Consider the following 487-nt stretch of genomic DNA (forward strand, 5'->3'; position numbering starts at 1 on the left):
ATTGATAAAATCAACATTTTATGGTGTAATTAGTTATGCTTAAAATACAGTTGAATAGTATCACAAATACAAAAGAAAATCAACTTTTTAACGTAAATAATTACAAACATTTTGAATTTGATGTAAATTTTCCTGTAAGTCTTCTTAACGAGCTAGCTAAGGAACTAGTTTTTAAAAATAAATCGAAAGTAAAGACTTAAAAAAAGGTAGAAAACCTAAAAATTCATTAGATGTTATGTTTAAAATAATTCTTTTATATGCTTTTTATTCTGAATTAGAATTAAGAAAGATAATAAGAAATTGCAATGAAAATATTAACTTCATATATCTTCTTAACGGTGAAGAAGCACCTAAATTAACAAGATTACAAAATTTTATTGAGAGATATAAAGAAGATATCATAGATTTACTTTATCAATTTGTATCAATATTAATATAAATGAAAATGAAGTATTTATTGATGGAACAAAGATAGAAGCTTTTTCGT

At 22.2% G+C, this 487-nt stretch carries 1 protein-coding gene; it reads left to right on the forward strand.

Annotated elements, in window-relative coordinates; genetic code table 11:
• Nucleotides 1–181: 181 nt before the first annotated feature.
• Nucleotides 182–439, forward strand: a complete 258-nt coding sequence (locus GM111_RS08095; RefSeq protein ID WP_156300582.1) for a transposase — start codon at nt 182–184, stop codon at nt 437–439.
• Nucleotides 440–487 lie beyond the last annotated feature (48 nt).

The sequence above is a fragment of the Streptobacillus canis genome (assembly GCF_009733925.1).
Classification (GTDB): Bacteria; Fusobacteriota; Fusobacteriia; order Fusobacteriales; family Leptotrichiaceae; genus Streptobacillus; species Streptobacillus canis.